The sequence below is a fragment of the Pseudomonas sp. GL_091 genome (genome assembly GCF_057837725.1).
In genome coordinates this window covers 3,451,799-3,477,759 of sequence record NZ_CM174451.1, presented here as the reverse complement: position 1 = coordinate 3,477,759, position 25,961 = coordinate 3,451,799, and the positions used below count along the sequence as shown (strand labels likewise).

General features: G+C 61.1%; 21 protein-coding genes and 1 tRNA gene. 9 read left to right on the top strand and 13 right to left on the bottom strand.

Features of this window, described 5'->3' with window-relative positions; all coding sequences use genetic code 11:
• Positions 1–60 precede the first annotated feature (60 nt).
• From AC3ITY_RS15870 to AC3ITY_RS15850, 5 genes are all read left to right on the top strand, one after another.
• Positions 61–1,128, top strand: a complete 1,068-nt coding sequence (locus AC3ITY_RS15870; RefSeq protein ID WP_489310583.1) for an alpha/beta fold hydrolase — start codon at positions 61–63, stop codon at positions 1,126–1,128.
• Between the two features lie 187 nt (positions 1,129–1,315).
• The gene (locus AC3ITY_RS15865; protein WP_489310581.1) at positions 1,316–2,794 is read left to right on the top strand and encodes a DUF1254 domain-containing protein; all 1,479 of its coding nucleotides are present in this window, start codon (positions 1,316–1,318) and stop codon (positions 2,792–2,794) included.
• A 184-nt stretch (positions 2,795–2,978) separates the two neighbouring features.
• The gene (locus AC3ITY_RS15860; protein WP_046043338.1) at positions 2,979–3,632 is read left to right on the top strand and encodes a hydrolase; all 654 of its coding nucleotides are present in this window, start codon (positions 2,979–2,981) and stop codon (positions 3,630–3,632) included.
• 178 nt (positions 3,633–3,810) lie between these two features.
• Complete coding sequence (locus AC3ITY_RS15855) at positions 3,811–5,133, top strand: OprD family porin (RefSeq protein WP_489310579.1); 1,323 nt, start codon at positions 3,811–3,813, stop codon at positions 5,131–5,133.
• 170 nt (positions 5,134–5,303) lie between these two features.
• Positions 5,304–5,549, top strand: a complete 246-nt coding sequence (locus AC3ITY_RS15850) for a type II toxin-antitoxin system ParD family antitoxin (RefSeq protein WP_046043337.1) — start codon at positions 5,304–5,306, stop codon at positions 5,547–5,549.
• Positions 5,550–5,671: 122 nt separating this feature from the next.
• On the opposite strand, the gene AC3ITY_RS15845 is transcribed toward AC3ITY_RS15850, so the two are convergent.
• From AC3ITY_RS15845 to fdnG, 7 genes are all read right to left on the bottom strand, one after another.
• A tRNA-Sec gene (locus AC3ITY_RS15845) sits at positions 5,672–5,767 on the bottom strand.
• Positions 5,768–5,786: 19 nt separating this feature from the next.
• A complete protein-coding gene (gene selB / locus AC3ITY_RS15840; protein WP_489310576.1) occupies positions 5,787–7,694 on the bottom strand; it encodes a selenocysteine-specific translation elongation factor in 1,908 nt (635 codons plus the stop codon).
• Complete coding sequence (selA, locus tag AC3ITY_RS15835) at positions 7,691–9,121, bottom strand: L-seryl-tRNA(Sec) selenium transferase (protein ID WP_489310574.1); 1,431 nt, start codon at positions 9,119–9,121, stop codon at positions 7,691–7,693. Before selA ends, selB begins: the two co-directional genes overlap by 4 nt.
• Positions 9,122–9,172: 51 nt before the next feature.
• Entirely contained in the window at positions 9,173–10,099 is a 927-nt protein-coding gene (fdhE, locus tag AC3ITY_RS15830) for a formate dehydrogenase accessory protein FdhE (protein ID WP_489310572.1), read from the bottom strand.
• 3 nt (positions 10,100–10,102) lie between these two features.
• Positions 10,103–10,768, bottom strand: a complete 666-nt coding sequence (locus AC3ITY_RS15825) for a formate dehydrogenase subunit gamma (protein ID WP_489310570.1) — start codon at positions 10,766–10,768, stop codon at positions 10,103–10,105.
• Positions 10,765–11,700, bottom strand: a complete 936-nt coding sequence (fdxH, locus tag AC3ITY_RS15820; RefSeq protein WP_489310568.1) for a formate dehydrogenase subunit beta — start codon at positions 11,698–11,700, stop codon at positions 10,765–10,767. Before fdxH ends, AC3ITY_RS15825 begins: the two co-directional genes overlap by 4 nt.
• Complete coding sequence (gene fdnG, locus AC3ITY_RS15815; protein WP_489310566.1) at positions 11,701–14,766, bottom strand: formate dehydrogenase-N subunit alpha; 3,066 nt, start codon at positions 14,764–14,766, stop codon at positions 11,701–11,703.
• 312 nt (positions 14,767–15,078) lie between these two features.
• Here fdnG and AC3ITY_RS15810 point away from each other — a divergent pair, with 312 nt between their 5' ends.
• Positions 15,079–16,233 carry a MalY/PatB family protein gene (locus tag AC3ITY_RS15810; protein ID WP_489310564.1) on the top strand — a complete coding sequence of 385 codons (1,155 nt, stop codon included), beginning with the start codon at positions 15,079–15,081 and terminating at the stop codon, positions 16,231–16,233.
• A 13-nt stretch (positions 16,234–16,246) separates the two neighbouring features.
• On the opposite strand, the gene AC3ITY_RS15805 is transcribed toward AC3ITY_RS15810, so the two are convergent.
• Positions 16,247–18,589, bottom strand: a complete 2,343-nt coding sequence (locus tag AC3ITY_RS15805) for an ATP-dependent DNA helicase (RefSeq protein ID WP_489310562.1) — start codon at positions 18,587–18,589, stop codon at positions 16,247–16,249.
• Positions 18,586–20,253, bottom strand: a complete 1,668-nt coding sequence (locus tag AC3ITY_RS15800) for a VRR-NUC domain-containing protein (protein WP_489310560.1) — start codon at positions 20,251–20,253, stop codon at positions 18,586–18,588. Before AC3ITY_RS15800 ends, AC3ITY_RS15805 begins: the two co-directional genes overlap by 4 nt.
• Positions 20,254–20,449: 196 nt before the next feature.
• Between AC3ITY_RS15800 and AC3ITY_RS15795 the strand changes: the two genes are divergently transcribed.
• Together AC3ITY_RS15795 and AC3ITY_RS15790 are read left to right on the top strand one after the other, a co-directional pair.
• Positions 20,450–20,674 (top strand): YgdI/YgdR family lipoprotein, encoded by a 225-nt coding sequence (locus tag AC3ITY_RS15795; protein ID WP_489310558.1) that lies wholly within the window; start codon positions 20,450–20,452, stop codon positions 20,672–20,674.
• A 137-nt stretch (positions 20,675–20,811) separates the two neighbouring features.
• A complete protein-coding gene (locus tag AC3ITY_RS15790; RefSeq protein WP_489310883.1) occupies positions 20,812–21,483 on the top strand; it encodes an MliC family protein in 672 nt (223 codons plus the stop codon).
• 46 nt (positions 21,484–21,529) lie between these two features.
• Here AC3ITY_RS15790 and AC3ITY_RS15785 read toward each other — a convergent pair whose 3' ends face one another.
• Genes AC3ITY_RS15785 through AC3ITY_RS15770 form a run of 4 tightly spaced genes read right to left on the bottom strand, consistent with a single transcriptional unit; the run spans position 21,530 to position 25,332 of the window.
• Positions 21,530–22,615 (bottom strand): polyamine ABC transporter substrate-binding protein, encoded by a 1,086-nt coding sequence (locus AC3ITY_RS15785; protein WP_489310556.1) that lies wholly within the window; start codon positions 22,613–22,615, stop codon positions 21,530–21,532.
• Positions 22,616–22,674: 59 nt separating this feature from the next.
• Positions 22,675–23,016 (bottom strand): cupin domain-containing protein, encoded by a 342-nt coding sequence (locus AC3ITY_RS15780; RefSeq protein WP_489310554.1) that lies wholly within the window; start codon positions 23,014–23,016, stop codon positions 22,675–22,677.
• Between the two features lie 43 nt (positions 23,017–23,059).
• A complete protein-coding gene (locus AC3ITY_RS15775) occupies positions 23,060–24,466 on the bottom strand; it encodes an NAD(P)/FAD-dependent oxidoreductase (protein WP_489310552.1) in 1,407 nt (468 codons plus the stop codon).
• 50 nt (positions 24,467–24,516) lie between these two features.
• Complete coding sequence (locus tag AC3ITY_RS15770; protein ID WP_489310549.1) at positions 24,517–25,332, bottom strand: helix-turn-helix transcriptional regulator; 816 nt, start codon at positions 25,330–25,332, stop codon at positions 24,517–24,519.
• Between the two features lie 265 nt (positions 25,333–25,597).
• Between AC3ITY_RS15770 and AC3ITY_RS15765 the strand changes: the two genes are divergently transcribed.
• Complete coding sequence (locus AC3ITY_RS15765; RefSeq protein WP_095942234.1) at positions 25,598–25,870, top strand: DUF1652 domain-containing protein; 273 nt, start codon at positions 25,598–25,600, stop codon at positions 25,868–25,870.
• Positions 25,871–25,961 lie beyond the last annotated feature (91 nt).

Sequence of the window (25,961 nt, the reverse complement as noted above, 5' to 3'; positions counted from 1 at the left end):
GCAAGGTTTGAAGGGGCACAGACCGGCCCCCTGACCCATGGCTGGTAATGGAGACATCCCATGAAGAAGGCACAGCACAAAAGCAAAACCGGCAAGACTCGCCGCCACCTGGTCGGCCCTTCGATCCTCGCGCTGACACTGTTCGGCGTGCTCGGCGCGGCCCATGCGCAAACGACCGCCACCGCGCAGCCAGCGGCGACCCCTGCCGCGACCACGCAGGCGGTGCCCTTGCCCTTCGGCCCGCTCAAGCATGTCAACGCCGGACTACTGGACGTGGCGTACGCCGAAACTGGCCCGACCAACGGGCCGGTGGTGATCCTGCTGCACGGCTGGCCGTACGACATTCACAGTTATGACGAGGTCGCGCCGTTGTTGGCCGCCAAGGGCTATCGGGTGCTGATGCCCTATGCGCGCGGCTATGGCGATACGCGTTTCCTGTCCGTAGAAACCGAGCGCAACGGCCAGCCGGCTGCGCTGGCCAGTGATGTCATCGACTTCATGGATGCCCTGAAGATCAAACAAGCGGTGCTCGGTGGCTATGACTGGGGTGCGCGGTCGGCCGACATTGTCTCGGCGCTGTGGCCGGAGCGGGTCAAAGCGCTGGTCTCGGTCAGCGGTTATCTGATCGGCAACCAGGCGGCCGGCAAGAACCCGCTGCCCCCCAAGGCGGAATTGCAGTGGTGGTATCAGTTCTACTTCGCCACTGACCGTGGTCGCGCTGGTTACGAGAGAAACACCCACGACTTCGCCAAGCTGATCTGGCAACTGGCTTCGCCGAAATGGGCGTTCGATGACGCCACCTTCGACCGCAGCGCCAAGGCGCTGGACAACCCGGACCATGTCGACATCACCGTGTTCAATTACCGCTGGCGCCTGGGCCTGGTCCAGGGTGAAAGCCGATACGAAGCGCTGGAACACAAACTGGCCACTGCGCCGTCCATCAGCGTACCGACCATCACCCTTGAAGGCGATGCCAACGGCGCACCGCACCCGGCGCCTGAAGACTATGCCAAGCGTTTCACCGGCAAATACGAGTTCCGGCTGATCACCGGCGGCATCGGCCATAACCTGCCGCAGGAAGATCCGCGGGCGTTCGCCAAGGCGGTGATTGATGCGGATCATCTTTGAGTGCTGATCCACTATTCGTAAGCTTTTCGCCAATAACAACCTTCAGTGCCACGGCTCGTTTCAGTAAACGAGCCGTTTTTTTTGAGGGTCGATCGGAGCAGCCCTCCCGTCATCGCGCTGGCAAACATGAGCTATCTTTTCAGCAACTCACCTGCAACAGGTGAGCGCCAGCAAGAAAGGACGCTCTATGATTCGTTTGCCCCGGCGCAATGCCCTCCTTGCCTTGACTTTCGTCAGTACGTTCGCCGCCACTCCCCTGCTGGGGGCCCAGAGCCGCGCTGTCGAAGCCACCGTCGCCAGCGCGGTCGCAGGACCCGTCGCAGGCACCAAAGTCACTGAGCCGTACGTACGCATGATGGCGCGCGAGGCGTATTTCTGGGCCTGGCCGATGGTCAACATCTTCAATCGTCGCCAGGCCTTCAAGGACCTGCCCGAACCTGGCTTGATGGGCGGCATCGTACCCGTGGCGCCGATCAATCGGCTGTCGATGCTCAGCGACTACATCGACCCGGCCGAGCGGCTGGTGGCCTGCCCGAACCAGGACGTGGTGTACGGCGCCGGCAGCATCGCCCTGGACCTTGAGCCGGTGGTGCTGCAAGTACCGGACTTCGACGGCCGCTTCTGGGTGTATCAGGTGGTCGACCTGCGCTCCGACAGCTTCGCCGAGATGGGCAAAATGTATAACACCCAGCCAGGTTTCTACCTGCTGGTCGGCCCGGACTGGAACGGCAAGGTGCCGCCCGGCATTAAACGGGTGTACCGCTCGCGCACGAACACCGGGTTCGTGATCCCCCGGGTGTTCCAGGACGACACCGCCGCCGACCGCCAGGCCGTGCAGCCGGCATTGTCGGGCATCGACATGTACCCGCTGTCGCAATACGACGGCAAGATGAAGAAGCGCAACTGGGCCAGGCTGCCGAAATTCCCGGCCCAGGCTTCTGAAGGCAATGCCGAAACCAAATGGGTAGTGCCGGAAAAATTCTTCGACGAACTGCCGGCCCTGCTTAAGGACGCCAAGCCATTGCCGGGCGAAGAAGCCCGCTACGGGCAAATGGCCGCCCTCGCGGCCATCGCCAAGGCCGACCCGCAACTTCGCGCCGCGATGATCGACGAGGCGAAAAAGGCCGACAGCGAAGTGATCGACCCGCTGTTGCAGTTCCGTAACTATGGCCTGCAATTGCCGAATCACTGGAGCACCGTGAGCAATGGCGCAGCGTTCGGCACCGACTATTTCACCCGTACTGCCGTGGCGCGCTCGAACATATTCGTGAACCAGCAGAAAGAGACCAAATACTTCTATCAGGACCTGGATGAGAACGGCCTGCGCCTCAACGGTCAGTACGGCTACAGCGTGACGTTCGCCAAAGGCAAGCTGCCGCCGGTCAAGGGGTTCTGGTCGCTGACGCTGTACAACGAACAGCACTTCTTCTCGCCGAACGAGCTCAAGCGTTACTCCATCGGCACCAAGAACAAATCCCTGCAAACCAATCCTGACGGCTCGCTGACCCTCTACGTGCAAAGCGAATCGCCGGGCAAGGACAAGGAAAGCAACTGGCTGCCCTCGCCCAAGGACGCCAACTTTTCGCTGTACATCCGGGCTTACTGGCCAGAGTCCGAAGTACTCAACGGCCAATGGACCCCGCCGGCCGTGGTGAAAACCAACTGAACCGGATTAAACACAAATCCCTGTGGGAGCGAGCTTGCTCCCACAAGGCATGCGCAATCCGTCGGCTTCGACGTAGTCATGAACCAGTTGGGCAGCAGGACTCAAAGACAGCACACCGATTCAATATTCCCGACCCGATCTACGTAACCATCACGTCCTCACTCACACCCGTAAGGACAGTGTCATGGCCATTGCAAAGGCAGTACCCGGCAAAACCCTGCTGACCCCGACCGACCACACCCTGATCATGATCGACCACCAGTCGCAGATGTCCTTCGCGACCAAGTCGATCGACGCCGTCACCCTGCGCAACAACGCCGCACTGGTAGCCAAGGCAGCGCGGGGCTTCAAGGTCTCGACCATTCTCACCACCGTCGCCGAGAAGAGCTTTTCCGGGCCGATCTTCGACGAAATCAAGGCTGTGTTCCCGGAACACAACGTGATCGACCGCACCAGCATGAACACCTGGGAAGACGAGCGCATTGCCGTGGAAGTCAACGCCATCGGAAAGCAGAAGATTGTTCTCGCCGGTCTGTGGACATCCGTTTGCATCGTTGGCCCGGCATTGTCGGCCATTGACCAGGGGTTCGAGGTGTATGTGATTGCCGACGCCTGCGGCGACGTCAGCACCGAAGCCCATGAAATGGCCATGCAGCGCATGATCCAGATCGGTGCCCGGCCGATGACCTCGCTGCAATACCTGCTGGAACTGCAACGCGACTGGGCCCGCAGTGAGACCTACGACGAAACGGTGAAAACCTCGATTGCCAACGGTGGTGCCTACGGTCTGGGCCTGATCTACGCCAAGACAATGTTTGGCGCGTCCGAAGGCCATTAAGGCTCTCGGAAAAACTAACGACTGCGGGCGAACCCTGTAGGAGCGAGCTTGCTCGCGATGATCCTTAACGATAACGCGTGTTTGCTGGCTAAACGCGGCGCTATTGAGACCATCGCGAGCAAGCTCGCTCCTACAGTGTGTCATCACCCGCCATCCCTGTGCCTGTGGTGAACGATTGATGAAGTGTGACTCGCAAGTACTCAGGGCCGGATTCCCGTTCTGGTTATCGGTGCTGCTCGCCAGCACGGCCGGAACCGCGGTGGCGGATGAATCGGCGCAGGGCTTTCTGGACGGCGCGACGCTTGGCGTGCTCAACCGAAACTTTTATCTGAACAGCGACTATCGATCCCCATCGCCGACCGGCAAGAGCTACAAGGCCGAATGGGCTCAAGGTTTTATCAGCGCTTTTGAATCCGGTTTCACGCCGGGTACCGTCGGTTTCGGCCTTGATGCCCATGCCTTTGTGGGATTGAAACTCGATGGCGGCAAGGGCCATTCCGGAACCGGTCTGTTGCCCGTGGGCAGTGACGGCCGCAGCGAAAGCGACTACTCCAGCGGTGGCGGCGCGATCAAGCTCAAGGCATCGAACACCACCCTGGCATTTGGCGAAATGGAGGTCGAATCCCCGGTGTTCGACACCGCGGACAAACGCCTGCAACCGGAGTACGCCACAGGTTTTCTGCTCAACAGCCGCGAAATCGATGGCATGAACCTGCAAGCCGGTCACTTCACGGCGTTCAAGAATCAGGACAGTGCTTCAGGCAAGGGCAACTTTTTCGGTTATGGCGCCAATACCGAGGCCGGCGGCATTTCGTTTGTCGGCGCCGATCTGTTTACCCAAAGTCCGGTTGGTGGCGCCCTGTACGCTTCGGAACTCACCGATACCTGGCACCAGTACTACGGCAACCTGCACTTCAAGCAGTCCCAAGTGTTCCTCGACGCCAACCTCTATCACACCCGGGACACCGGCCAGGCACTGGCCGGCGCCATCGACAACACGGCGTACAGCCTGTCCGGTAGATACACGCTCGGCGCTCACAGCTTTACCCTGGCGTACCAGAAGGTCGACGGTGATACGCCGTTCGATTTCGTCGGTGGTGATTCCATCTACCTGGCCAACTCGATCAAGTACGCCGACTTCAACGGCGCCCGCGAACGCTCCTGGCAGGCGCGTTACGACCTGGACCTGGCCGTCTTCGGGATACCCGGCCTGAAGTTCATGACCCGTTACGTCACCGGCGACCAGATCGACGGCACCCATGCACCGCAAGGCGGCGCCTATAACCCGTTTGACCCGGCGACCGGCACCTTCGCACCGCAACAAGGGGATGGCGGCAAGCATTGGGAGCGGGACATTGATTTGAAGTACATCGTTCAAACGGGTGCGGCGAAGGACCTGTCGGTGCAGGTGTCGCACGTTTCGCACCGGGCCAATGAGGCGCAGGCAGGTGATGACATAGACCGGATATATGTAGTGATTCAGTACCCGCTGGGGTTCTGAGGAAAGCATTCGGCAATGTTTGGAATGCATTCAATTGTTGGAGCGGGCTTGCCGCAAAGCTGCAATTTCTGTTGGGATTGGATGGATCGCAATAGAGGCCCGACCGCTCGATACCGCACCAATAGTATGATAGGTTGCACGCAGTCGACCATCTCCGTGGAGGCCCAATCATGGGAACCGTACGAAAAACCATCACTGTGACTGACCAGCAAGACAACTGGATCAAAGCGCAGATAGAAGCGGGCCATTACACCAACGACAGCGAATATATTCGCGATCTGATCCGTCGCGAACAGGAGCGCAGCGCTGAACTCGAAACGATCCGTGCCGCCCTTCGGGAAGGTGAATCCAGCGGAAAACCTCGCCCATTCGATCCAGCTGCATTCAAACAGAGAATGTTAACCGCGCATGGCTGAATATCGTCTAACGCCTGCCGCAGAGGGTGACCTTGAGGCAATGTGTTGCTTCGAGCAACTGCCATCGCGCGCAGGCTCGCTCCCACAGGGGATTGGGTTGAGTCGGAAGGTTTGGGGTTGATTGGCGGAAGGCAGCCGGAGTCGAACCTGCCCGGGAACGGATGCCGTCCCCAACCGGGTTTGAAGCCCGGCCGCGCCACCGGGCGCGATTGCCTTCCTTGAATTCTTGCCCGTGAATCAGAGCTCATTGCGCTGGGCCAACGCACTGTCCAGGCGTATCTGCCGACGATCTCCAAAACGCCGGGTCAGACCGATACGGTCAAAGTACTCCAGTATCTGAATGCTGCGCTTGCGCCCCAGGCCCACCGCATCACGAAACGCCGCCACCTGAATCACCGGATTGGCGTCTGCCAGTTGCAACAGCATAGCCGCCAATCGGTGGATCATGCTGTCGGTGTAAAACAGATCGCGGACCACTTGATGGAGCAGCCCCAGCCGGGCCATTTTGAGCAGCAATGCGCGGACGGTTGCCTCATCATGCCCCAGGTCGCGCACCCAGGGCGGATCGAATCCGGCTTGTTCGAACAACGGCTGCAAGCGTTGCCACAAGGCCTCATCTTCTTCACTCAAGCGCACCTGATGTTCGGGCAGGTGCAACCACGGTCCGCTGCTGACGATAGCGCCGCTGGTCAGCAGTTCATCGAGCAGGCTGATAAACGTCGGGCGTTCCAGGGTGCTGCCGGCAAATCGGCGCAGGCGATCCCGATCCGGCCCCATCTGATCCGGTTCTTGCTGATGAAAGCGTGCGAGGTGCTCCAGCACTGCGGCCTTCAAGGCTTCCCAACGGCTGGCACTGAACAGCAACGCGCCTTGACGGGTATCGATCAAGCGCACGTCAGCGGGCAACACCCAACTGCTGCGCGGTCGGTTGAACTGCCGCTCCAGGCGCTGCGGATCGAGTCCTGTGTCGCTATGGGCGAGCAATGCCGGCAATACAGCTTCCAGCGTTGCGCTGTTCGCCAGCGCTTCCAGCTGTGCCAACCGTTCGGGGCTGCGGCGTTGCCGGGTGGGTGCAAACGGATCGAGTACCCGGCCGCCACCCAGCGTACGTTGGGCACTCTGGTCGCGCAGGATCAGTGGATCGCCCTTCACCGCATGCACCGCTGTATTGAGCAGCAGTTGCGCAAACATCCGTCCACCGGGTGCCAGGCTTGTGCCTTCCAGCAAGGCGACTCGCCCAGTGACGTCCTGGGTGCCGAGGTGCACGTGCACCGGCTGAAAGTGTTCGAAAGCCCGGGGTTCACCGGCAAGCAACTGCATGTCGATGTCCAGGCGCTGGGTAGGCGCGTACAAGCCCTCGGCGAGTAACCAGTGGCCGCGATGGATGTGTTCCAGGGCCAGCCGTTCGGCACTCAGGTTCAACGCCACGCGCTGGCCGGCAATGGCGTGGTCGGCGGCCTGGTTTTGCGCGTGCAGGCCGCGAATGCGCACCGGTTTGCCTTGTGGCCCCAACAGCAGGGTATCGCCCACCGCGACCTGGCCGGACAGCGCCGTACCGGTCACCACGATACCGGCCCCGGCCACGCTGAAGGCCCGGTCGATTGCCAGGCGAAAACCACCTTCGGTGCTGCGCTGCTGTACTTCACGCTGGGCTTGCAGCAATTGTTGGCGCAAGGTTTCGATACCCTCGCCAGTCACGCTCGACAGCGCAATCAGCGGTGCATCAGCATAGGGTCCGGGCGCCAGCAAGGTGCGGACCTGCTCGCGCACGACCTGCACCCGGGCGCTGTCGACCCGGTCGCACTTACTGATCGCCACCAATGCCCAGGGGATGCCCAACAACTCGACTATCGCCAGGTGCTCGCGGGTCTGCGGCATCACCCCGTCATCGGCGGCCACTACCAACAACACCAGATCGATGCCCTGTGCCCCGGCGAGCATGTTGTGGGTGAAGCGCTCATGCCCGGGAACGTCGATGAAACCGGTCAGCTGCGCATCCGCCTCCAGCTCGGCATACAGGTAGCCGAGGTCGATGGTCATGCCGCGTTCACGCTCTTCGCGGCGCCGGTCACCCGCCTGACCGGTCAGCGCCTGGAGCAGCGCCGTTTTGCCATGGTCGATGTGCCCTGCAGTGCCGACAATCACCCTGCCCGGCCCTCCACCTGCAATTGATCGAGCTGCGCCAGCCATGCCGGCTCGTCGTCCAGTTGCCGCAGGTCCAGCCACAGGGCGTCATCGTCGATGCGCCCGAGGACCGCAATCGGCAAGGCGCGAAAGGCCTCTTCCAGCGTCAACAGCCAGCGCCCGCGCAAGCGCTTGGAAGTCAGCGGGCGCAGACACAGCGCGGCGCTGGCCAGCCTCGCCACCGGTTGGCTGCCGCTGCCGATCATGCCCAGTGCCGGCATGGCACTGACGCTCCAGCCGTCACCCAGCACCTGGGCCAGCGCCGGCCGCAAACGCTCGGCCTGGGCGAGGATATCGGCCTGTGGCCGGGTCAACAGGCGCAGGCTCGGCAAACGCTCGGCAAGCCGGTCCGGGTTGCGGTACAAACCCAGCACCGCTTCCAGGGCGGCCAGGGTCATCTTGTCGACCCGCAGTGCCCGCTTGAGCGGGTTTTTCTTGATCCTGGCGATCAATTCCTGGTGGCCGACAATCACCCCGGCCTGTGGTCCGCCGAGCAGTTTGTCGCCACTGAAGGTGACGATATCCGCGCCATCCAGCAGGGCCTGGCGCACCGTCGGCTCTGCCGGCAAACCCCAGCGGGTCAAGTCCAGCAGACTGCCGCTGCCGAGGTCTTCGAGCAACGGCAAGCCATGCTGGTGGGCCAGTTGCGCCAGTTCGTCGGTCGCCACGCTCGTGGTGAAACCTTGAATGCTGTAGTTGCTCGCATGCACGCGCATGATCAAGCCGCTGCGCGGGCCGATGGCGGCCTCGTAGTCGCGGGCATGGGTGCGGTTGGTGGTGCCGACCTCAACCAGCTTCACCCCGGCGCGGGCCATGATGTCGGGGATGCGGAAGGCGCCGCCGATTTCAATCAGTTCGCCCCGGGAAATAATCCCTTCCTTGCGCGCGCCCAGGCTGTTGAGGGTCAAGAGCACCGCTGCGGCGTTGTTGTTGACCACGGTCACCGCTTCGGCGCCGGTCAGTTCGCGAATCAAGCCTTCGATCAGGTCGTCGCGGTCTCCGCGCTTGCCGCTGCGCAGGTCGAATTCGAGGTTGAGCGGATAGCGCGCGGCCATTTGCACCGCCTCGATCGCTTCCTCGGGCAACAGCGCCCGGCCGAGGTTGGTGTGCAAGACCGTGCCGGTGAGGTTGAACACCCGGCGCACATGGCTGCGATGCTGGGTTGCCAATCGCTCGCCGATCCTGCCCGCCAGCACGTCGGCGCTGACTTCTGCAGGTTCGAGCAGACCCTGCTGCACCCCTTCGCGCAGTTCATCCAGCAATAGCCGCAAGGCGGCCAGCAAGGCGTCGCGTCCATAGCGCTCGGCCAACGGCCGGCACGCCGGGTGGCGCAACAAACTGTCGATGGAAGGTAGACGCAGGGGTTGGCTGGCACTGCCTGCAGACATCTGGCGCTCCTGAAAACGAATGACCCTCGCGCCACAGTGTAGACGCTACGGTTACTCGTCTCCCGGCGCCAGCAACAGATTCGGTGCCAGACGCTGATAACCGTCCTGGGTCAGGCGCATGTCGAGCATCAGGCTGGACAGGTCGGCCGACAACGCTTCGGCGTCCGCATCGTTCTCCAGATAGAGCAACTTCAGATAGCTGTTACAACCGGGGCAGATTTCGGCGCGCAACGGCGCCTGGTTGGCGGCATGGCGATCATCTTCAAGGCTGAGGTATTCCAGGCCCTTGCTCTGCTCGCAATACACGCACTTGACCCGCACCACATGCCACTCGCAGGCGCACAGCGAACAGACCAGATAACGCAAGCCGTTGTGCTTGCCGCGATGACGGATGACCCCGGCCATGGCCGGCGAGCCACAGGCCGGGCACTGGCTGAGGCTGTCGCCGGGGCTCAGCGCCAGGTTCGGTGTACTCAATAGCCAGTGGCTCCAGGCTGTTTGCAGCGCCGCACCGAGAAACGGCACCAGCGCGGCCGGCACCAGCGAATACTGGCCGCTGACCAGTGCCACCGCCCAGCTACGACGTTGCCCGGCACCGGCCAGGCGCAAGGTTTCCACGGCATCGGCCACGGTGGATTGCGGCGGCACGCTGTAGCGCTGCAACAAGGCATCGAGGTAAAGCTGCCAATCGCCTTCGCGCGCCAGGCTGTCGGCCGCGAACGGCGGCAAGCCGTGTTGCTGGCACAATTCGATGCGTTGTCGGTCGAGGGGTTCGCTTGAGGGCGGGTCGTCCAGCACCTGTTGCTGCACCCGGCACAACCCGGCGATCAGGCGCAGGTAGTCGGCCAGCGGGTGCCCTTCGGCCAGCGTTTCCAGGCGCTGGGCGCGCAGGCTGAACAGGTTAGGCGGCGGCATGTACAGAAACGGCGGCGAACTGGCCGCCGCTTCGATTTCTCCGGGTTCGAGGATGGTTGGCAAATGTCAGCCCTTTTTGGTGATCGGTCGCTTGGGAGCTTCGTCGCGGGTCTCATCTTGAGTCACTTGGCGATACCAGAGTTCGTGGTGTTTCCTGGCCCAGCCGCGGCTGACCCAGCCGTGCAACATGGCGCTGACCGAGCCCTTGATCCAGATGCCGGCATAGATGTGCACGATGATGCTCAGGATCAGCACAAAAGCGGCCAATGCATGCAGCAACATCGACCAGCGTATCGCGGTGATGCCGAAATACTCGCTGAAGTACGCACGCCAGATCACCAGCCCGCTGAACAACAGCACCAGCATGCACAGCAGTAAAGTCCAGAACAGCAACTTCTGCCCGGGGTTGTACTTGCCGATGGGCGGAACACCCTCCTCTTCATTTTTCATCACCCGGTCGATGCGTTTGAGCCACAGGCGATCATTGGCGATGAAGTAGTTGGCGCGCCAGAAACGCAGCACCAAACCGAGGAACAGCAAGAACATCAACACGCCCATGAACGGGTGCAGGATGCGCGTCCATGGCCCGCCGCCGAACAGGTTGCTCAGCCAGAACAGCGCTGGGTGGAACAGCGCCAACCCGGACAGCCCGGCCATGAGGAACAGAATCGCCACCAGCCAGTGATTGGTGCGCTGGTTGCTGGTGTAGCGCAGGATCGACTTGTTGCTCATGGCCTGCCCTCCCCACGGGGATCGAAGGTGTGCACCGACGGATCGACTTCATGCACAGCGTTGTCCGGCGGCTCCGGATGTTCATCCTCTTCGACGATTTGCGGGCCGACGCGCACGTAGTGGAAGAACCCGGCCACCACCGCCGCGCCCATGGCCAGCAGCGCCAGGGGTTTGCTGATGCCTTTCCACAGCCCCACCAACGGGCTGATCGCCGGGTGATCGGGCAAGCCGGCGTACAGTCTTGGCGTATCGGCGTGGTGCAGCACGTACATCACGTGGGTGCCGCCGACGCCTTCGGGGTCGTACAGGCCGGCGTTTTCAAAGCCCCGGCTCTTGAGGTCGACGATGCGCTCGGCCGCATGCTCCTTCATGTCGTCCTTGGAGCCGAACACGATGGCGCCGGTCGGGCAGGTTTTCACGCAGGCTGGTTCCAGCCCTACCGCCACCCGGTCCGAGCACAAGGTGCATTTGTAGGCCTTGTGATCCTTTTGCGAGATCCGTGGAATGTTGAACGGACACCCGGTGATGCAATAGCCGCAACCGATGCAATGATCCTGATCGAAATCGACGATGCCATTGGCGTGCTTGATGATCGCCCCCGGGCTGGGGCATGCCGCCAGGCAGCCGGGTTCGGCGCAATGCATGCATCCGTCCTTGCGGATCAGCCATTCCAGGTTGCCGGCGTCGGTTTCATGCTCGGTGAAGCGCATCAGCGTCCAGGTTTCTGCGGTGAGGTCTTGCGGGTTGTCGTAAGTGCCATGGTTATGGCCAACCTCGTCACGCAACTCGTTCCATTCCGAACAGGCGACCTGGCAGGCCTTGCAACCGATGCATTTGGTGGTGTCGATCAGCTTGGCGACTTCCTCCATGCCGCGCACCGAGGGCGCAGGTGTGGTGGTGGCCGAGCGGGCAATGATGTCTTGGCTGGCCATTTAGACTTTCTCCACGTTGACCAGGAATGACTTGGATTCCGGGGTCTGGGTGTTGCCATCGCCGAGGAACGGCACCAGGGTGTTGGTCAGGTAACCGTGGCGCGTGAGGCCGGTGAACCCCCAGTGCAACGGAATACCGATCTGGTGCACCACCTGATTGTTGACCTGCAGCGGACGAATCCGCTTGGTCACCACCGCTACCGCTTCGATGAAGCCACGCTTGCTGCTGACCCGTACCCGGTCGCCAGCGACGATGCCTTTTTCCTTGGCCAGCACTTCGCCGATTTCCACGAACTGCTCCGGCTGGGCAATCGCGTTGAGCTTGCAATGCTTGCTCCAGAAGTGGAAATGCTCGGTCAGCCGGTAACTGGTGGCGGCGTACGGGTAATCCTTGGCCACGCCGAGGGAATCCCACACCGAATCGAAGATCCGCGCCGCCGGGTTGCTGGTGGCTTTCTTGTTTTGCGGGTGCAGCGGGTTGATGCCGATCGGCGTCTCGAACGGCTCGTAGTGTTCGGGGAACGGGCCTTCGTTCATCTTGTCGACGGCGAAGAATCGCGCCACGCCCTCGGGGTTCATGATGAACGGATTCATCCCCGCTTCCGGCGGCACGTCGGCCTTGTAGTCCGGCACATCGGTGCCGCCCCAGGTTTTACCGTTCCACCACACCAGGCGTTTTTTCGGATCCCACGGCTTGCCTTGCAGGTCCGCCGAGGCGCGGTTGTAGAGAATCCGTCGGTTGGCCGGCCAGGCCCAGGCCCAGCCTTGATGCTGGTGCATGCCGAACGGATCGTTGTTGTCGCGGCGGGCCATCTGGTTGCCCAGTTCGGTCCAGCTGCCGCAGAAAATCCAGCAACCGGACGCCGTGCTGCCGTCATCCTTGAGTTGGCCAAACCCGGCCAGTTGTGAATTGCCCTTGATTGCCGCGCCCGTCGCGTCGGTGAAGTCCGTGGTGGCGTAGCCGTTGATTTCCTTGGCCAGCTCTTCTGGCGAAGGCTCATCGGGGATCTTGTACGCCCACGACAATTTGAGCATCGGATCAGGGTATTTGCCGCCATTGGCCTGGTAGCGCTGGCGTAGACGCAGGAACAGCTCACTCATGATCCGTATGTCGGTGCGCGCTTCGCCGGGGCCATCCGCGCCCTTCCAGTGCCATTGCAGCCAGCGGCTGCTGTTGACCAGCGAGCCGTCCTCCTCGGCAAAACAGGTGGTGGGCAGGCGAATCACTTCGGTCTGGATGTCGGCGCTGTTCACGTCATTGTACGGCCCGACCTTATGCCAGAACTCCGAGGTCTCGGTGGCCAGCGGATCCATCACCACCAGCCACTTCAACTTCGCCAACGCCAGCATCACCCGGTTTTTGTCCGGCAGCGCGGCAATCGGGTTGAAGCCCTGACACAGGTAGCCATTGACCTTGCCCTGGCCCATCAAATCAAACACCTTGAGGATGTCGTATTGGGGAATGTCCAGTTTCGGCAGGTAGTCGTAGGCCCAGTTGTTCTCGGCCGTGGCGTTGGCGCCGTACCAGGCTTTCATCAGGCTGACGTGGAATTTGCCGTAGTTCTGCCAGTAGGACAGTTGCCCCGGGCGCAACGGTTTTTGCGTGCGCTTGACGATGTAGGCGTTGTAGTCCTGTTCGGCATCGCCGGGTAGCGAGAGGTAGCCCGGCAGTGAGTTGGACAATAAGCCCAGGTCGGTCAGCCCCTGGATGTTGGAGTGCCCGCGCAAGGCATTCACGCCGCCGCCCGGCATACCGACGTTACCCAGCAGCAGTTGCACCATCGCCGCACTGCGAATCATCTGCGCGCCAGTCGAATGCTGGGTCCAGCCCAGGGCATAGAGGATGGTCATGGTCTTGCCCGGCGTCGAGCAAGTGGCGATCTCCTCCCAGATTTTCTGCATGGCATCGACCGGCATGCCGCAGATCTGGCTCGCCAGGTCAATGTTGTAACGGCTGTAATGCTGCTTCATCAATTGATAGACGCAGCGTGGGTCTTGCAGGGTCGGATCGACCTTGGCAAATCCGTCTTCACCGAGCTCATAGCCCCAACCGGATTTGTCGGTGTAGAGGCGCTTGGCCGCGTCGTAGCCGCTGAAAATCCCGTCCTCGAAGCCATAGCCGGCTTTGACGATGAACGACACGTCGGTGTAGTTGCGCACGTACTCGTGCTGGATCTTGTCTTCGGTCAGCAGGTAATTGATCAGTCCGCCCATGAAGGCGATGTCGGTGCCGGTGCGGATCGGCGCGTAATAGTCGGCCACCGAGGCGGTCCGGGTAAAACGCGGATCGACCACGATCAGCCGCGCCTTGTTGTGCGCCTTGGCTTCGGTCACCCATTTGAAGCCGCACGGATGCGCTTCTGCTGCGTTGCCGCCCATCACCAGAACCAGATTCGCGTTGGCGATATCGGTCCAGGTATTGGTCATGGCACCGCGGCCGTACGTCGGGGCAAGACTTGCCACCGTCGGGCCGTGTCAGACACGCGCCTGGTTATCAAACCCCAGCATGCCGAGACTGCGCACCACCTTGTGGGTGATGTAGCCGGCTTCGTTGGACGCCGCCGATGCCGCGAGGAAACCGGTGGTCAGCCAGCGGTTCACCGTTTGGCCCTGGGCGTTCTTCTCGATGAAGTTGGCGTCGCGGTCGGCCTTCATCAGGTCGGCGACGCGGTCCAGCGCTTCATCCCAGGAGATGCGGGTCCACTCGGTGCTGCCGGGTTTGCGCACCTGCGGGTATTGCAGGCGGCCGGGGCTGTGAATGAAGTCCAGCAGGCCTGCGCCTTTGGGGCAAAGGGTGCCGCGGTTGACCGGGTGGTCGGCGTCACCTTCGATGTGGATGATGTTTTGCGCGACATTCTTCGCCGTATCACCCTGGCTATACATGATCACGCCGCAACCGACCGAGCAATACGGGCAGGTGTTGCGGGTTTCATGGGTGTGGGCGAGCTTGAAGTGACGCACCTGTTCGGCAAAGGCAATTGTCGGGGCCATGCCCAACGCGCCCAGGCTAGAGCCTGCAAGGCCGATACCGGCGACCTTGAAGAACTGACGACGGCTGAGATCCATCGTGCACTCCTGTATCAGGTGGAACCCGGTACATTGCCGGGCTTTTTTGAACAACCACGGTCGGGGCAGTCTGGCTGCCGACACTACAAACTGTAGTCAATGCTGTCGAATTCACCATGACAGCCGACCGTCGGGCAATTCCCCGATGCGAACCAAGGCATACAACCAGTGGGAGCGAGCCTGCTCGCGAAGAGGCCAGCAGGTCCGGCATGAGTGTCGATTGACACTACGCTTCGCGAGCAGGCTCGCTCCCACAGGGATTGGCGCTTATCATGGCAGCCATGTTTAACCCGGCCTTTATGAGATTTGCGCATGACTTTCGATTTTGATCAGGTGTTCGACCGCCACCATACCGGCAGTACCAAGTGGAGCCGCTACCCGGCCGACGTGTTGCCGATGTGGGTCGCCGACATGGATTTCGCCGCGCCGCCGGTGATCATCCAGGCCCTGCAAAAGCGACTGGAACACCCGATGGTCGGCTACAGCGTGGCCCAGGATGACCTGCGCGAGGCAATCGTTGCCGACCTCTGGAACAAGTACGCCTGGCGCGTCGAACCCCAGGAACTGATTTTCCTGCCGGGCGTCGAGTCCGGTTTCAACATGGCGTTGAAGGCACTGGTGCAGGCGCCACAGAATGTCGTTGTGCAGGTGCCGAACTACCCGCCGCTGCGCCATGCGCCCGGGCATTGGGGCCTGAACAAGGTCGAGTTGAATTTCGATGCGCAAGCCGACGGCACCTACACCACGCCGCTGGATACCCTGAGCCAGTCATTGCAAGGTGGCGGCGCCTTGCTGCTGAGCAACCCGCATAACCCGCTGGGCAAGGCCTTCCCCCGCGCAGAGCTGCAAGCCATTGCCGACATTTGCCTCAAGCATGATGCCTGGATCATTTCCGACGAGATCCACGCCGAACTGTGCTTCGACGGCCGCCAGCACATTCCGATGGCGACCCTGAGCCCGCAAGTCGCCCAGCGCACCATCACGCTGATGTCGGCGAGCAAGGCCTACAACATCGCCGGCCTGAAGACCTCGTTCATGATCATCCAGGACCGCCACCTGCGCGAGAAGGTCAACCACGCCCGTTGCGGCATGGTCGATAGCGTCAATCCGCTGGGCATGGAAGCCACCCGCGTCGCCTACAGCGAAGCTGCGCCATGGCTGGCCGAACTGAAGGTCTACCTGCAAGGCAACCGCGACTTCCTCGCCGAGGCCGTGCGTACCCGCCTGCCGGGCATCACCATGAACCTGCCGCAAAGCACCTACCTGGCGTGGCTCGACTGCACGGCACTGGGGCTGGACGACCCGCAGCAGTTCTTCCTTGAGCAGGCCAAGGTCGGTTTGAGCGCCGGCCTGGACTTCGGCGATGACTGCAAGCAGTTCGTACGCCTGAACTTCGGCTGCCCACGGTCGCTGCTGGAAGGAGGCATTGCGCGGATGGAGCGCAGCTTGCGCCATCTCAAGGCCTGATACTCCCCTCAGGTCAAAGGCAATCCCTTGTGGGAGCAGGCTCACTCCCACAGGGCGGCAACCCGATGCTGTGATGCTCCGAATCATTGAACCGATGTGAGCCTGCTATGGCCCACCAACGCGGCAGCAACTGCCTGACCTTGCTCTCGCCAAAACGGTCGTCGATCAACATCACCACCCCTTGATCCTGTTGGGTACGGATGACCCGTCCAGCGGCCTGCACCACTTTCTGCACACCGGGAAACAGGTAGGTGTAGTCATATCCGGCACCGAAAATGGCGGCCATGCGCCGTTTCAGTTGTTCGTTCACCGGATTGAGCTGCGCCAGCCCCAGCGTGGCGATAAACGCGCCGATCAACCGGGCGCCGGGCAAATCGATGCCTTCACCGAAGGCCCCGCCCAGCACCGCAAAGCCGATACCCTTGCCGTCGGCGTGGAACTGATCGAGAAACGCCTGACGCTGCGCTTCGCCCATGCCTCGGGACTGTGACCACAGAGTGATGTGCGGATGTTTCTCGGCCAGCAACTGCGCCACCTGCTGCAAATAATCGAAGCTGCTGAAAAACGCCAGATAATTGCCAGGGCGCTCGCAGAACTGTCTGGCGATCAAGTCCACGATCGGTTCCAGAGACGACTGGCGATGCACGAACCGCGTGGAGATCTGGTCGACGATGTGCACTTGCAGTTGATCGGCGTGAAACGGCGACTCGACGTCGATACACACCGTGTCCGCCGGTGTTCCCAGTAAATCCGCGTAATAGTGCCGGGGGCTGAGGGTCGCGGAAAACAGCACCGTGCTACGCGCGGCGGTCAGGCGCGGGCGGATGAACCCGGCGGGGACCACATTGCGCAGGCACAGTTGGGAGAGGTTGCGCTGGCGCTCGAGGTCGCGCTTGCTGATGTCGAACAGGAACTGCTCATCGAACAGTTCGGCGACCCGGCAAAAGTGCAGCATGTCGAAGTAGAACCCCTGCAGTGCGCTATCCAGGCCTTGTGGGTGATCGTTGAGGTAGTCACCGATGCTGGCGCTGCACGATGACAGTGCCTGAAGGAGCTTTTCCGGCGCCTTGTCATAGGCCTGATAGGCGCCGGTTTGCGTGTTATGCAGGGCATTCCACTCGCGGTTGACCCGCTGCAGCGGTTTTTTCAGCACTTCCGGCGCGGTTTTGCGCACGCCGTTGAAGGTCGCCTGATCAAGGCTGGCGCTGTACATCTGCCGGCCGCGTTCCACCAGGTTGTGGGCTTCGTCGACCAGCACCGCGACCTTCCAGTTGTTGGCCTGGGCCAGGCCGAACAGCAACGCGCTGAAATCGAAGTAATAGTTGTAGTCGGCAACCACCACGTCGGCCCAACGCGCCATTTCCTGGCTCAGGTAATACGGGCAGACATCGTGCGCCAGGGCAACCTCGCGCAAGGTGCTCTGGTTCAACAGGCTCAATTGACTGGCCGCCTGCCGTGCGGCGGGCAGGCGATCGTAGAAACCCCGTGCCAGTGGACAGGACTCGCCGTGGCAGGCTTTGTCCGGGTGTTCGCAGGCCTTGTCCCGGGCGATCATCTCCAGCACCCGCAACGGTGGCGCACCGGCGCTGGCAAGAATCACTTGCGCGGCGTCCAGGGCCAGTTTGCGTCCCGGGGTTTTCGCCGTCAGGAAGAACACTTTATCCAGTTGCTGCGGCGCCAGGGCCTTGAGCATGGGGAACAAGGTGCCCAGGGTCTTGCCGATGCCCGTGGGCGCCTGGGCCATCAGGCAGCGCCCCGTGCTGACGGCCTTGAACACCGACTCGGCCAGATGACGCTGCCCCGGTCGAAAACCGGCATGGGGAAAGGCCAGGCCCTGGGCGGCAAGATTGCGCCCTTCTCGATGGGCGACTTCCTGTTCGGCCCATTGCAGGAATAGCGCGCAATGCCGTTCGAAGAACTGTTGCAGCTCGGTGGCGTCGAAAGGCTCGACCAGGCAGGTCTCCTTTTCGCTGACGATGTCGAAGTACACCAGCGCGAGGTTGATCTGCGGCAGATCCAGCTTCCGGCACATCAACCAGCCATAGATTTTCACCTGGGCCCAATGCAATTGGCGGTGGTTGGCCGGCTGTTTGCTCAAGTCGCCGCGGTAGGTCTTGACCTCTTCCAGGCAGTTTTGCCCGGGGTCATAGCCATCCGCCCTGCCCTTGACCGTCAAGGTCTGATACTGGCCCTCAAGGGCGACTTCGCTTTGATAGCCCTCGCTGCGCCGCGAGGCCACCGTACGGTGCCCGACGATGCCTTCCTGCGCGGTCGGTGACGGCGTGAAGCGCAGATCGAGGTCGCCGACCTTGGCGGTGAACTCGCACAGCGCCCGCACCGCAATGCTGTAGCTCAATCGCCCTGCTCCGCCCATTGCACGTAGCACACGGCGATCGGCATCTGGTGTTCATGGCAGAACTCCAGCCAGCGCAACTGGTTGTCCTGCAAGCGATCGCCTGGGCCTTTGACTTCGATCATGCGGTAGGTCTTGTGCTGCGGCCAGAACTGGATCAGGTCGGGCATGCCGGCGCGATTGGCCTTGATGTCCAGCAACAGGCGGTTGAACCAATGCTTGAGGTGCTCGGCCGGGAGGCAATCGAGGGCTTGCTCCAGCAACTCTTCGCTGAGCACGCTCCAGAACACGAACGGCGACTGCACGCCCCACTTGGCGGCATAACGTTCGCGGATGGTCTGCCGATAGCGCCCGTCGTCGAGTTCGGCCAGGCACGCCTGAAACAGTTCGGCCCGGCGGACCTGGAAGTCTTCGCTGAGCAGGTCCACCGGCCCGCGCTGGAACGGGTGAAAAAACGCTCCCGGCAAAGGCGCGAAAATCGCTGGCCAACACAGCAGGCCAAACAGTGAGTTGACCAGGCTGTTTTCCACGTAGTGCACTGGCGCCGACTCTTGCGCCAGGTGCGCCTGAACGTAGAACTCCACCGATAACGCCGGGTCTGTCCTGGGCAATTGCAGGTCCAGGCGCTGCATTTCCCGCGGTGCTGTCCGCTTGATGGGCGGCCCGCCGAGCTTGCGCCGCAGGCGTGGCAGCACGCGGAGCAACTGCTGGTGTTCGGCGGCGCTTTGCGGTGCCTGTTCGGCCTGCTCGGCCAGGTCCAAGGCCTGCTCAAACTGGCCGCTGCGTTCCAGCACGCGAATGAGCCGCGCACGCGCACCCGGATAAGCGCATTCACGGTAGAGGTTCAGGGCCATGGAGAAATCGGCGATGCGTTCGCAGTACTGGGCCATCTGGAACAGCAGCTTGCCGCGCCGGCGTTGCAACCACGGATTATCCAGCGCCAGGCCCTTGATCCGCTCGGCCACCTCTTCCAGTGCTTCACCGGCCTCGAATTGTTGCTGGTACGCGTGCAGAAGGACGCAGGCATCCACGTCTTCGCGGCTACGCAAGCCACGGGACTCGGCGCAGAATTCGACTTTTTCGTAGGTGTAGATACCGAGGTCGGCGAGCACGAACTCCGACCAGTCCTGATACAGGTTGCCGAAAAACATCAGCCGCAGGCGATCACACAATTGCATGATGGTCAGGCTGAACAGGCGCTCGTCCAGGGTCGGGCACCAGTCGTTGAAGCTTTGTACCTGGGGAAACTGTTCGCACAGCGCTGGCAACCAATCGGCCTTCTTGCCTTTGGGTTGATCGATTGCCGGGCCAAAGGCCTGGAGGATTTCACCCTTGAGCAGCACCTCGAACAGCGTTTCGATCGCCAAAGGCATTCGCTCATCGACCCAACCGAGCGCTAACAGCGGCCCGACGGCGCTGCCGGTATCACCAATTTCGTCGTAGTGCAGTTTGCCCGCCCTGAAATGAACGCCCTTGCGCATCACCATTCTGACCAGCAGTGCCTGCGATTCACGGGGCAACCGCTTAAACTCATGAATGAAACACTGCTCGTCGACGCTCAGCACATCGGCAAAGCGCTGCTCAAGCCAATCAAGCACTTGCATGAAGTTGTTCAAGTAATAGAACGGATCGTCGAGGGGATTTGCGGTCACTGGAAAATGGGCCATGGCGAGCGGATACTGGTTATGCGTACAGATACCAGTTCTACGCTGCGCGGTGCAATCGGAAAAGGATAAATGGCGGCGCTGTACGGAATTTTCCCCAGGCAGTCGAACTTTCTGCCCCCTGGCGGCACCAACCGCCATACAGGTGCAGTGACAGCCTCGGGCTGATGGCGCTGCTTTAAACGAACGGGAGGTGATCATGGACATCAAGACTTTGGGCTTGCCCCTGGCTGCAGCGGCCCTGCTGGCGCTAGCCGGTTGCTCGACGCCAACGGTAGTGACACTGCAGAACGGCACTCAATACCTGACCAAAGACATGCCGAAAACCAAAACCAAGGACGGGTTCTTCGAGTTTGAGGACATTTCCGGTGCGACGGTAAAAGTCAGGGCCGATGATGTGGCGACGATTCGCGAGGAAGACTGACGTTTCTCCTGGCACGATGTGGCAGGTTTCGAGCACTGCTTTACACTCGATAGACCCCGTGCGACCGAATGACTGTGCAACGCTTCGACACAGGCGTTGCAATACGGGCATCACGCAAAGACTCAGGTGACGCCGAAATGAAAATGGTCATGCCACTTCTGGCCTCTGTGCTCGCCGTCAGCGCGTGCGTGACGGCGAGCGTGTGTGACGCCGCCAAAAAGGCCAAGCCAAAGCCCTTGCCAACATACAAAACCAGTTTCGATTGCGCCACGCCCCAGGCATCCGCCGAAAAGCTTATCTGTCACGACGCTCAACTGGCGCGCATGGACCTGGAACTCAATCGCCTTTATCTCCTGGCGCTCAGCGACGAACATTCAGTGCCGCGCCCGAATAAAGTCGAGATTGATCAGCGGTTCTGGCTTGAGTCGCGTAACCAGTGTGATGGCGGGACTCAAGCCAAGGCGTGCGTCGCGCGAAGTTATGCCGAGCGTGCGTTCCAACTGCGCCAGGGTTCGGCCATTGCGAGAACCAAGGACCCAAGCCGGCTCACGGAAGGCCCGTTGGCTTATCGTTGCGCAGGGTTTAACGCATTGGTTGCCGCTACCTTCTTTACGGTCGAACCGGGCGTGGTGTTCCTGAAATGGGCCAACACCTCGGTGACGCTGAACCAGGTGCCGAACAATTCCGGAACCCAGTACACGGGCAAGGATTACAAAGGCAGCTACAGCTTCTGGCAAATCGACGATGAGGTTTTTTTCCAGATACCCGGCTCAGGGCAGATGAGTTGTGCTGCTGAGCCGACCGGTTGATCACTCTGGCAAGGGGACGTCCTGTCCCGATGACCAGATCAACCCTTTAGCTGCCGGTGCGAATCTTGTTCCACACTCGCGTGCGAATCCGGTCGATACTCAACGGCATAGCTTGCAGGGCAAACAGCTTGCCCATCATTTCCGGGCTTGGGTAAACCTTGGTGTCGTTCTTGATGGCCGGGTCGATCAGGCTGTCGGCCTGTTCATTGCCATTGGCGTAATGCACATGGTTACTGATGCTGGCCATGACGTCCGGACGCAGTAGGTAGTTCATAAAGGAGTAACCGGCCTTTTCATCCGGGGCATCGGCCGACATGGCAACCATGTCGAACCAGATCGCTGCGCCTTCCTTGGGAATCGAGTAGCCGATGTCGATGCCGTTCTTGGCTTCCCTGGCGCGGTTTTCCGCCTGCAGGATGTCACCGGAGAAGCCGACCGCGACACAGATATCGCCATTGGCCAGGTCGCTGGTGTACTTGGACGAGTGGAAATAGCTGACATACGGCCGCACTTTCATCAGCAGGGCTTCGGCCTTCTTGTAGTCTTCCGGGTTCTTGCTGTGATGCGCCAGCCCGAGGTAGTTCAATGCGGCCGGCAGCAACTCCGGACCGTTGTCGAGGATGGCCACCCCGCACTTCTGCAACTTCTGCATGTTCTCGGGCTTGAAGATCAGGTCCCAGGAGTCCACCGGGGCGTTGTCCCCCAGCACAGCCTTGACCTTGGCAATGTTGTAGCCGATGCCGGTACTGCCCCACAGGTATGGGAAGCCGTGCTCGTTGCCCGGATCGTTGGTCTGCAACGCCTTGAGCAACACAGGGTTGAGGTTCTTCCAGTTCGGCAGCTGACTCTTGTCGAGTTTCTTCAGCGCGCCGCCTTCAATCTGCCGGGCCATGAAGTGGTTGGACGGGAACACCACGTCGTAGCCGGATTTGCCGGTCATCAACTTGCCATCGAGGGTTTCGTTGCTGTCATAGACGTCATAGGTGACGTCGATGCCGGTTTCTTTCTGGAAGTTTTTCGTGGTGTCTGGCGCGATGTAATCCGACCAGTTGTAGATCTTGACGGTTTCGGCGGCCTGGCTGATCGATGCAACCAGCATCAGCGGGGCCAGAGTCAGTGTCTTTCGGAGCATGAGTCGATTCCTGTAGGTTTTTTTTGTTGGCAGGCAATCAAAGGATCAAAAATGAATATTCAAAAAATCAGCACGTAGGTCTTGCGCACGGTTTCCTGGATGTCCCAGATGCCGAGGCTGTTGGCCGGCAACATCAGTGCGTCTCCGGCTTCTATGTGCAGGGGCTCGCCGCCGTCCGGGGTGAAGGTGCAGCGGCCCTGAATGAAGTGACAGAATTCCTGGGCGACGATCTGCCGGCGCCAACGCCCGGGGGTGCATTCCCAGACGCCGGTCTCGACGCCGTCGTCGCGTTCGACGCTAGTGGTCGACGCCACGGCCACGAGGGTACCCAGGGGCACGGCGACCGGATTGGATTCTTCCAGCTTCAGGGTTGCGGAGTTCTTGAATTGCGTGATGCTCATGGGAATACCTGTCGATGTAGCCTGTAGATGAAGAGCGCGCCGTTTAGTGCATGAAACCTTCCATGAAACCGGCCACCCCGCTGGCCAGCTTGCGCCGCCAGGGCGCAGTGGCCGGGTTGGCCAGGGTCTGGTCCTCATGGACAAAGCTGCGGATGATCGCGTTGTAGCCGAGCCAGCGGATCGGCTCCGGCTCCCAGGCCCGCAGTGCGTCGAGGCCACGCTGGGGGATGACCCAGGGCTGGCGCACCAGGTCGGTGTCGCGCCCCAGGATCAGGTCGGCCAGCGTGCGGCCGCCCAGGTTGCTGGCGCCAACGCCCTCCCCGCCATAACCGCCAGACAGGGCAATGCCGTTGGCCTGATCGCAAAGCATGTGCGGCTGGAAATGCCGGGACATGCCCAGGTTGCCGCCCCAGGAATGGGTGACCTGCACGTTCTTCAACTGCGGGAATAGTTCACCGAACAGGTAGCGCCGCAGGTGTATTTCGTCAGCAGTCAGGTCGAAGTCATGCCGCAGCTTGCCGGCGAACTGGTACCCGCCCCGGGCGCCAAAGATCAATCGATTGTCAGCGGTGCGCTGACCGTAGGTGACCTGGCGACTGGCCTCGCTGAACGCCTGGCCGCGACTCAGGCCGATTTCGTCCCAGGTGGCCGCAGACAATGGTTCGGTCGCGACAATCAGGCTCTGCACCGGCATCTGATAACGCCCCAATGGCGGCAGCGTGACCGAGTAGCCTTCTACCGCCGGCACCACCCAGCGACCGCGCACCGAAGCTTTCGCCGTGCGCAGGCTACCGGACTGCCAATGGGTGACCGGGCTGTTTTCGTAGATTCTGACGCCCAGGCGCTCCACCGCCCGGGCCAGCCCTCGTACCAGCTTGGCCGGGTGGATGGTCGCCACGTGCGGCGCGTAGATACCGCCGTAGGGTTTGGCGACGCGGATCTGTTGCGCCAGTTGCTCCGGGGTAAGCCAGCGATAGTGGCTGTCGTTGAGGCCCTGGCGATGGAGATCGTCCAGGTAGTGACGAAGGCTGGTCTCCTGCTCCGGATAGCGTGCGGCGCAATACAGCACCCCGCCTTTACGGTAATCGCAGTCGATCCCCTCACGTTCGAGGACAATTTTCACTTCATCCGGAATGCTGTGCAACAAAGCGTAGGAGGCGCGGCGCTCTTCGGCCGACAGATTGGCCAGCAGGCGATCTTCACCCAGCAAATTGCCCATCAGCCAGCCGCCATTGCGCCCCGATGCGCCGAAACCGGCGGTTTGCGCTTCGACGATGGCGATGTTCAGGTCTGGTTTGTGTTGCTTGAGGTAGTACGCGGTCCAGAGACCGGTATAACCCGCACCGATGATCGCCACGTCGACATCCAGGTCCCGCTCCAGCGCCGGACGCGCCAATAGCGGCTCGTCGAGCTGGTCCATCCACAAACTGATAGTGCGCCACGCCGGCATGCAAGACTCCGCCACTCAAACTTCGATGGCGTCGATCCTAGTGCGTGGGCTCAGGCGCTGTCTTGCGCGCGTGCACGCAAAGAAATTTGTTTGACGTAGGCCTTGGGGGACTGGCCGGTGTGCTGGCGGAAACAGCTGTAGAACGCCGACAGCGAATTGAATCCGGCAGCGAAGGCCAGCTCATCGATGCGCAGTGGCGGTGTGGCGGCATCCAGCGCTGCAAGCAAATGTTGCAGGCGTGCCTGGTTGACGTAGCGGTAGAAGCTCTGGCCGAGCACCTGATTCAACAGGTAGGAAATCTGATTGCGGCTGTAGCCACACTCCTTCGCCACTCGTTGCAGATCGAGCTCCGGGTCCAGATAGGGCTGTTGACCCTGGAAATACTGCTGCAGGTCATCGGCCATGAAGCTCAATTGGCGCGGCGACAGGCCGAGCCGGCTAACCGCCGGGCGTTGGTTGTTGGAAGCTTTGTTGCCGGGTTGTTCGTGAACCAATGAAGCATACTCATTGACCCGCCAGATCAGCCCGTCCTTGACGGTGATCGCTTCGCTGGCGCGAAACGACACCAGCCCTTCACCGCCGCGCAGGGTGATGCGGTACTGAATGAACGCGGTGTTGCCGTCCAGTCGAATGCGGTCGGAATGCTCCAGCGCTTCATCCGGATCCCGGGGCATGCTGCTGCGCACGTACTCGCGCAACTCGGCCAGGCCCATGACCCGGTTCTGGAAAAAGTCGTTGTACTGGACTTCAGGGTGATAAAGCGCCATGACGCCATCCAGGTCCCGGTGCTTCCAGCGCAAGTGATAGCGCATGACCGTCTCGCCCGTGGCCTGGGTTTGCAGCGGGCCATCATCATCGGCGTGCATTGGACATCTCGACGGGAAAACACCGAGCTTGCCCAACTTGCGCTTTGTCTTCAACGACTAAACCGATGAAGGCTGGTGCGCGCAAGTTGCCGATAGGAGTGAGCCGAATCAAAAAAATGTCGGCAATCGCCAAACGACCTGAAAACTCCACATTATTTTCACATCCGGATGCTACTTTTAAAAACTGTCACTGGTTGAACCAATGAAGGTTCTTCCCTCCTACCATGAGCTAATGGACGCGCTCGATAATGAAGGCGGGCAACACATGAATAAAGGGTTCAGTAAGGTCACGTTTCCAAACGCCTGCCAGCTGATGCGCTGGCATTTTCATCCCATGGGTTTCGAGGCGAGCATGGACGCGCCGGGCAGCATGATTGCCCGTCTGTTTGATCGTGCCACTGGCGAGACCATGATCGCCATTGCCGGTATTCCGTGCGCCACCGTCATGAATGCTGCGGATGTAGAACTGATAATCGAAGCGGTGGAGGATGAACTTGAAGCCTTCGTACCACCACAAGCCCTCCGGAGTTATGCCTGAAGGCTCAGATGTTAAAAAAGCCCACTTCAAGTGGGCTTTTTGTTGAGCGCCGTTCCGTGTAGGAGCGAGCTTGCTCGCTCCTACAAAGTCC